Raw genomic sequence first — 8,079 nt, 5'->3', positions numbered from 1 at the left:
GGGCTGCGAAGCAGCCCCCCAAACCATTCAGCGCATATCTGTCGAATATAGGCGGTGGCTGGGATGGGGCTGCTTCGCAGCCCAACGCGGGGCAAGCCCGCTCGCCACAAAAAGCCCGGCCGCCCAACTACAACTACAGCCATAGCCACAGCTACAACCACAAATTGAGCGGCAGAAAACTCAGACCATCTCGTGGCGAATCCACTCCACCACCGACGTACGCTTCGGCGCCCAGCCCAGCAGTTCACGCGCGTGTTTGCCGCGCACGCGGCTGTTGGAGCCCAGGCCATAGTTGGCCATTTCATAGCCCCACTCGGCTTCAGCCTCGGCCAATGGCCAATCCTGCGGCTGGCCCAGGTTCAGGGCGGCGGCAATCGCGGTGGTCATGTCGATAAACGCCGCCTCGCCGCTTTCCACAAAGTAGAAGGTGCCCGGCACGTTCCTGGTCAGCGCCAGCAGATACAGGGCCACCACGTCGTCAATGTGCACGTTGGACCAGATGTTCTGCCCGGTCCCCACGTGGCGCACCACGCCGCTCTTGCGGGCCTGCTTGAGCAAGCGCGGCAATTGCACGCTGTCCCGCTTCACACCCAGGCTGTGCCCGTAGATCAAGGTGTTGCAGATCACCGCCGAGTTCACGCCGTCGTTGGCGGCCGCCAGGATCAGGTTGTCGATGGCCACGCGCGCAGCCTTGTCGACCGTCGGCGCCGGCAGGTTGTCTTCAAAGTAGATGACATCACTGGCCTTGCCGCCGGATGCATCACCAACAATGCTCGAACCGCTGGTGTGCAGGAATGGCTTGTTCGAACCTTTCAACGCCGCCAGCAAGGTTTCCACGGCAGCACGATGGTCGCTGCTCGCAGCGTTGATCACCGCATCGGCGCGCTTGGCCTGCTCGGTCAATACGCCGGCGTCATCCAGGGTGCCGATGACTGGGGTAATGCCCAGGGCGCTCATTTCAGCCGCTTGCTCGGCGCTGCGCACCAGGCCGGTAACGTGATGGCCGGCCTTGACCAGGCCCGTGGCGATGGAGCCGCCGATAAAACCTGCAGCGCCGGTGACGAATACGTTCATGGAGTGTGCTCCTGACTGGGTAAGTGATGGGCCCATTGTTACGGACCCCTCCCTGGCGAATAAGCCCCTGGTGCCCAATTCACTCTTGCGCGCAGGTCACGAATCAACGGGCATAGCGCGCCAATTTGGCCTGGATGAAGTCCAGGAAGCACTGGATGCGCAGCGCCAGTTGCGAGTTGCGGTAGAACACCGCGTGGATCGGCTGGCGATAACCGGTATTGAACGCTTCCAGCACCGGCACCAGGCGCCCGGCGCTGATGTCTTCCAGGGTCATGAAATTCGACAGGCAGCAAATCCCCTGCCCTGCCAAGGCCAGGTGACGCAGGGTTTCGCCACTCGACGCAGCAATCCCCGGCTGGATCAGCCAGCGGTCGCCCTCCACATGGCGCAATGGCCAGTGGTTGAGGGTTTCGGTCTGGGTGAACCCCAGCAACGTGTGCTCGGCCAGCTCGGCCACCGTTGCCGGGGCGCCGTGCTGCTTGAGGTATTCAGGGCTGGCGAGGATATGCAGCGGCGACCAGCCGAGGGCGCGCGCATGCAGGGTCGAATCGGCCAGCACGCCGATGCGAATGGCGATGTCGGTGCTCTGTTCCAGCAGGTCGATGATCAAGTCATCGCTGTTCAGCTCCAGCTGGATATCCGGGTACAAACGGCGAAACTCGTCGATGTACGGCACGATCCCATGCAGCATGAACGGTACGGCAGCATTGATGCGCAGGCGCCCGGCCGGATTTTTCTGACGCGACGACAAGCGTTCTTCCAGCTCCTCCATCTGCGCCAGGATCACCTTGGCCTGCTCGAAGAAGTACTTACCTTCCTCGGTCAGGTCCATGCGCCGCGTGGTGCGGTTGATCAACGTGGTGTCGAGCTTGGCTTCCAGGCGCGACAGGGTGCGGCTGACCGCCGAGGGCGTCTGCCCGACCTGCTCCGCTGCGGCGGAAATCGAACCGCATTCAATCACGCTGACGAAGATCTGGAGCTCATCGGATCGGGCTTTCACAGGCTGTCCTCTTTATCGATTCCTGCCAGCTTACACCGAGAGGTTGAACACCTGCGCCAGGTGCTGCTCGTAGCGCGCCACGTCGGCCTCGATGGCCGGGCGTTTCATCACGTCCACGCACAAGAAGGTCGGCAGGCCGGTCATGCCGAGGAACTCGTTGGCCTTGTGGAACGCAAAGTACACCGCGTCGACACCCTTGGCCTCAAAGAAATCGCTCGGGTCGTCGAAGGCTTGCTGCGGCGCGTTCCAGGTCAGCGAGAGCATGTACTGCTTGCCCTGGATCAGGCCGCCGCTACCGTATTTCTGCGACGAATCGGAACGGGTGCGGCCGTCGCTGGCGTACAGGCTGCCGTGGCCTTCGGTGAAGACCTCGTCGATGTACTTTTTGACGATCCACGGTGCGCCCATCCACCAGCCGGGCATCTGGTAGATGATCACGTCGGCCCAGAGGAATTTGGCCACTTCTTCGGCGACATCGTAGCCTTCGTCGATGTGGGTGACTTTGACGTCGATACCGCCACGGTCCAGCACGGCCACGGCGGCGTCGTGCAGGGTGGCGTTGTAGCGACCATCGGAGTGGGCGAATTTTTTACCGCCGTTGAGCAGGAGGACTTTTTTCATCGCAGGGATCCAAGGGGTTAGAAATGTCTGGCGGCAGACTAGCGACTCGTAACCCTGGGAATAAGCGGTGGTGCAGCAAAATACATTTGACCCGTACGCACGAATAACTGCGCACTTGTGAATTATCCGCTAATCAGCAGGTGACCCCCCAACAGCGCCATACCGATGAAAAATACGCGTTTGAATACCACCGCGCTGATGCGCTGGCGCAGCGTCTGGCCTAGCCACATCCCCAGCAGCGCCGGGAACAACGCCAACATCGAGGCGTTGATTTCGCCACCGCCGAGGCTGCCGCGCCAGGCCAAACCGGCGGCCAGCGCCAGCGTCGAAACCGTGAACGACAGGCCCAGCGCCTGCACCAACTCATCGCGGTTCAAACCCAATGCCTGCAGGTACGGCACAGCCGGAATCACAAACACACCGGTGGCCGAGGTGATCACCCCCGTGATCAGCCCACACAGCGGGCCGAGCCAGCGTTCGGTCTCGGGCTTTACCTTGAGCGTGGGCAAAAACAGCCCGCTCAATGCGTACACCAGCAAGGCTCCGCCGAGCGCACGCACCACCCAATGGCCGCCGTCCATGCCCAGCCACACGCTGCCGAGCCCGGTGCCGAGAAAAATCAGCAACAGCAGCGGCCACAGGCGCTTGAACAACGCGCTCAGGTGTCCGCCGAAGGCCAGTTGCCAGAGGTTGGTAACTGTCGAGGGAATGATCAGCAACGCCGCAGCCTGCGCCGGCAGCATAGCCAGGCCGAGCATGCCCATGGCGACGGTGGGCAGGCCGAGGCCGATCACCCCCTTGACGGTGCCGGCCAGCAGGAAGGTGCCAATCACCAGCAGCGTCAGGGCTGGGCCGAGGTTTTGGTAAAAGGTCAGGAAGGTATTCATGGGGCGATTGTGAGGGGTTTCGATCCGGCGGGAAATTCGCCATATACTGAGGCAGCCTCTTGTTTTGCGTGAGGCTGATGACGCCATCGCTGGCGAGCCAATCACCCGAGAATACCCGCCATGCACTTTGACTTGGTCGACCTGCGCCTCTACCTGCACATCCTCGACACCGGCAACATCACCGCCGGCGCCGCGCGCAGTCATCTGTCCCTGGCGGCGGCCAGCGCGCGCATCCGGGCGATGGAGGCCTCGCTGGGCATCGCCTTTCTTGAGCGCGGCCGTCGTGGCGTCACCCCAACGCCGGCCGGCAAAGCCCTGGCCCGCCACGCGCGCCTGCTGTTGCAACAGGCCGACCACCTGCAACAGGACCTCGCGGAATACGCCAATGGCGTCAAAGGCCAGGTGCGCCTGTTGTGCAACACCACCGCGCTCAGCGAATACCTGCCGGAACTGCTGGCGGATTTCCTGCGCGAACACGCCAACCTGGATATCGACCTGCAGGAGCTGCCGAGCCTGCGCATCACCCAGGCCTTGCGCCAAGGCACGGCCGACCTGGGAATCATCTCTGATGCGGTCGACACCCACGGTTTGCAGACGCTGGCGTTTCGCGACGACCCGCTGGTGCTGATCATGCCCCTCGATCATCCGTTGACCACGGCGAGTTTCATCGACAGCCTGCAATACGACTACGTAGGCCTGGCCGCCAACAGCGCACTCGCGGTGTACCTGGAGGAGCAGGCGCTGCACGCGGGTTTTCGCTTGCAGACGCGCATTCGCGCCGATGGCTTTGATGGGCTGATTCGCATGGTCGCCGGCGGCGCCGGGCTGGGCATCGTGCCCCAGGCTGCGCTGGAACGCTGGCCGCTGGAACGCCGCTTCAGGGCCCTGCCGCTCAAGGAGGACTGGGCCTGTCGCCGATTGCTGTTATGCGCACGCTCGTTCGAACATTTGCCGGGTTACGCCAGGGCCTTGTTCGATGCCTTGGCCCTGCCCTTGCGGAAAAACCCGTAATACACCGCCGACAGGATCAGCAGGAACGGCACGCCAAACACCAGGGTCATCTTGAATGCGTCGGTGAAGTACGTGGTGATCATCACCGCGCCCATCAGCACCAGGCCGAGCAAGGTGCTGTAGGGAAACAAGCGCAGTTCGAACGACAGCTTCGCGCCGCCATGGCGCTGGCGATAGCGCCGGAAGAACAGGTGCGTGAGGAAGATCATGAACCAGGTGAAGATCGCGCCAAACATCGAGATCGCCATCATCAGGGTGAACGAGCTTTCCGGGTACACCACGTTAAGCAAGGTTGCCAGCGCGATGCCCGAGCTGGACAGCAACAGCGCATTCAACGGGATGCCGCTCTTGCTCAGGGCGCCCATGGACTTGGGCGCAAAACCTGCGCGAGACAGGCTGAACATCATCCGCGTGGTGATGTAGAGCTGGCTGTTCATCGCCGACAGCGCCGCGATCAGGATCACGAAATTCATCACCCCGGTCGCCCCGGGAATGCCGATGGTCTGCATCACCGTGACGAACGGGCTCTGGGTCTGGCCCGCCTGGTTCCACGGCACGATGGCGAGCATCAGCGCCAAGGTCAGCAGGTAGAACACCACCAGTCGCACGATGGTCGCGCGAAAGGCCTTTTTCACCGCTTGTTCCGGGTCAGCCGCTTCACCGGCGGCGACGGCGATCATCTCCACGCTGAGGTAGCTGAAGATCGACACGATCACCGCGATCCACATGCCGCTCAGGCCATGCGGGAAAAAGCCGTCGTGGGCCGTGTAGTTCTGTACGCCGTATTCCGGGTTACCGGAGCCGAACACGACGTAGACGGCGAGGAGGATGAAGGCGACGATGGCGCTGATCTTGATGGTCGAGAACCAGTATTCGAAGGTGCCGAAGGTCTTCACGCTGATCGCATTGAGCAGGATCAGCACGCTGGAAAACGACACGATCCATACCCATTCCGGTACGTTGGCGAACCAGTACTTCATGTACATCGCCACCGCCGTGACCTCGGCGCCCACCGCCAGCACGATCGCCGCCCAGTAGGCATAACGCACCAGGAATCCGGCCAGCGGGCTGACGTAGAACTCGGCGTAGGCGCCAAACGAGCCGGAGGTGGAATGGGCCACCGTCATCTCGGCCAGGCAGCCCATCAGCAGCAAGGTGATCAGCGCGCCGATGGCGTAGCTGATCAGCACACTCGGCCCGGCATAGCCGATGGCATAGGCGCTGCCCATGAACAGCCCGGTACCGATCGCGCCACCGATGGCGATCATGCTCATCTGGCCGGAAGTGAGCTGGCGCCTGAGGCCCAGTTCGCGGTGGGTAATCTCTGCAAAGCCGTTGTCTGGCGTGGTCACGTGGGGTGCCCCTTTATTATTGTGATGGTTACTGCCGGTGTTGGACCCTGGGGGAGCTGGCTGGCCTGCGATGATGTCGGTGAATTCACCATCGCCATCGCAGGCCAGCCCGCTACAACATGTGAAAGGTGTTGCGCTTAAGTAACGCTGTTGCGCACTTTGAATTGCGCCTGGTCCCATGTGGCGTTGTCGAGAATTTCACCGAGAATCTCCACGGCGTCCCACACCTCGGTAAAGCTGGTGTACAGCGGGGTAAAGCCAAAGCGCATGATGCGCGGCTCGCGGTAATCGCCGATCACGCCACGGGCGATCAACGCCTGGATCACCGCGTAGCCTTCAGGGTGTTCGAAGCTCACATGGCTGCCTCGCCGGGCGTGGTCACGCGGGGTGATCAGTACGAGGTCGTGGGCGGCGCAACGGGCTTCCACCAGGTCGATAAACAGGTCGGTCAGGGCCAGCGACTTGGCGCGCAGGCTGGCCATGTCGGTCTGGGCAAAAATCTCCAGGCCGCATTCGACCATGGCCAACGAAGTGATCGGCTGCGTGCCGCACAGGTAGCGTGCAATGCCGCTGCTGGGCGCGTAGGTCGACTCCATGGCGAACTGCCGAGTGTGCCCGAACCAGCCCGACAATGGCTGGCGCACCACATCCACCAACTCCGGATTCACCCACACAAACGCCTGGGAGCCTGGCCCGCCGTTCAGGTATTTATAGGTGCAGCCAATCGCGTAATCAGCCCCCGCCGCGTGCAGGTCGATGGGCACCGCGCCTGCCGAATGCGCCAGGTCCCAGATGCTCAACGCGCCGCACTCATGGCTCAAGGCGGTGAGTGCCTGCATGTCGTACATGTAGCCGGTCTTGTAGTTGACGTGGGTGAGCATCACCACTGCCACGTCCTGGTCGATGGCTTCGGGCAACTCGTCGGGGCTGTTGACCAGCCGCAGGGAATAGCCTTGTTGCAGCAGTTCGGCAAGGCCTTCGGCGATATACAGGTCGGTAGGAAAGTTGCTCGCTTCGCTGACAATCACCTTGCGCGCCGGCGTGCGCTGGCGCTGCACGCTCAGCGCCGCGCTGAGCACTTTGAACAGGTTGATCGAGGTGGTATCGGTGATCACCACTTCGCCGTCGCGCGCACCGATCAGTGGTGCCAGGCGATTGCCCAGGCGCTGCGACAGATCCGCCCAGCCCGCGCTGTTCCAACTGCGAATCAAGCCGTTGCCCCACTCTTCGGCGATCACCGCCTGCGCCCGCGCCAACGCGGTTACCGGGCGTGCACCAAGGGAGTTGCCGTCGAGGTAGATCACGCCCGCCGGCAAGGCGAACTGTTGACGCAGCGGCGCCAGGGGGTCCTGGGCGTCTAGGGCTTGGCAATGGCTTCGAAGGGTCATGGGCTGTCCTGGTTTTTATAAGGAATATGGACCAAATAATGAACGAAGCTTTAGAGAATTTTCGTGCAAAGTGGTGGGTAACAGGCTAATTAAGCTGTAGGAAATTCGAATTTAACCTCCAAATACGCGGATTTATTCTAACCATGATTCTTGACGCCACCGACCTTCGCCTCCTGCATTTCCTGCAACAGGATGGGCGTATCAGCAACCAGGAACTGGCGGAAAAGGTCGCCCTGTCGCCCTCCGCCTGCCTGCGCCGGTTGCGCCTGCTGGAGAGCGAGGGAATCATCAGCGGCTACCGCGCGGTCCTGAATGCCGAGCAGTTGGGGATTGAGCTGGAGGCCATCGTCCACCTGTCATTGCGCCAGGATGTGGAGGATTGGCACGAGACGTTCATCAAGAAGGTGCAAGGCTGGCCGGAGGTCGCCAGTGCCTATGTGATCACCGGCGCCAGCAACTATGTGCTGCGGGTGCAGGCACGCAACCTCAAGCATTTTTCGGACTTCATCGTGAACCACCTGAACCGCACGGCGGGGGTGATGGATATTCGCTCGGAGATCGTGTTGCAGAAGATCAAGGACCGGGATGAGGTGCTGGATCTGGTAGTGCGCAAATAGCACGAACACCCCACATCAACTGTGGGAGCTGGCTTGCCTGCGATGGCGGTGTGTCATTCACCACCGCTATCGCAGGCAAGCCAGCTCCCACATTTTTTACCGCGTTGAGTCTTCGAGGGCGCGCACGCG

8 protein-coding genes are annotated in these 8,079 nt (G+C 61.9%); 2 read left to right on the top strand and 6 right to left on the bottom strand.

Annotated elements, in window-relative coordinates:
* Window positions 1–180: 180 nt before the first annotated feature.
* The 4 genes from QMX97_RS30725 to QMX97_RS30710 form a co-directional block, all read right to left on the bottom strand.
* Window positions 181–1,074 carry an NAD-dependent epimerase/dehydratase family protein gene (locus tag QMX97_RS30725; RefSeq protein WP_065908450.1) on the bottom strand — a complete coding sequence of 298 codons (894 nt, stop codon included), beginning with the start codon at window positions 1,072–1,074 and terminating at the stop codon, window positions 181–183.
* A 103-nt stretch (window positions 1,075–1,177) separates the two neighbouring features.
* The gene (locus tag QMX97_RS30720) at window positions 1,178–2,074 is read right to left on the bottom strand and encodes a LysR family transcriptional regulator (RefSeq protein WP_282398159.1); all 897 of its coding nucleotides are present in this window, start codon (window positions 2,072–2,074) and stop codon (window positions 1,178–1,180) included.
* A gap of 30 nt (window positions 2,075–2,104) precedes the next feature.
* Window positions 2,105–2,695, bottom strand: a complete 591-nt coding sequence (locus QMX97_RS30715) for an NAD(P)H-dependent oxidoreductase (protein WP_065908447.1) — start codon at window positions 2,693–2,695, stop codon at window positions 2,105–2,107.
* Between the two features lie 122 nt (window positions 2,696–2,817).
* Entirely contained in the window at window positions 2,818–3,582 is a 765-nt protein-coding gene (locus QMX97_RS30710) for a sulfite exporter TauE/SafE family protein (RefSeq protein ID WP_106802640.1), read from the bottom strand.
* A 120-nt stretch (window positions 3,583–3,702) separates the two neighbouring features.
* Between QMX97_RS30710 and QMX97_RS30705 the strand changes: the two genes are divergently transcribed.
* Window positions 3,703–4,593, top strand: coding sequence for a LysR substrate-binding domain-containing protein (locus QMX97_RS30705; RefSeq protein WP_282398158.1), 891 nt, complete (start codon window positions 3,703–3,705; stop codon window positions 4,591–4,593).
* Here the strand turns inward: QMX97_RS30705 and QMX97_RS30700 are convergent.
* Window positions 4,539–5,945 carry an amino acid permease gene (locus tag QMX97_RS30700; protein WP_106802638.1) on the bottom strand — a complete coding sequence of 469 codons (1,407 nt, stop codon included), beginning with the start codon at window positions 5,943–5,945 and terminating at the stop codon, window positions 4,539–4,541. The genes QMX97_RS30705 and QMX97_RS30700 overlap by 55 nt on opposite strands.
* Window positions 5,946–6,082: 137 nt before the next feature.
* Entirely contained in the window at window positions 6,083–7,333 is a 1,251-nt protein-coding gene (kynU, locus tag QMX97_RS30695) for a kynureninase (RefSeq protein ID WP_201145870.1), read from the bottom strand.
* A gap of 143 nt (window positions 7,334–7,476) precedes the next feature.
* Between kynU and QMX97_RS30690 the strand changes: the two genes are divergently transcribed.
* Complete coding sequence (locus QMX97_RS30690; RefSeq protein ID WP_003176072.1) at window positions 7,477–7,950, top strand: Lrp/AsnC family transcriptional regulator; 474 nt, start codon at window positions 7,477–7,479, stop codon at window positions 7,948–7,950.
* The last annotated feature ends 129 nt before the right edge of the window (window positions 7,951–8,079 follow it).

It is taken from the genome of Pseudomonas sp. PS01298 (assembly GCF_029959745.1).
Classification (GTDB): domain Bacteria; phylum Pseudomonadota; class Gammaproteobacteria; order Pseudomonadales; family Pseudomonadaceae; genus Aquipseudomonas; species Aquipseudomonas aylmerensis.
This window is presented reverse-complemented; position numbering and strand designations above follow the sequence as displayed.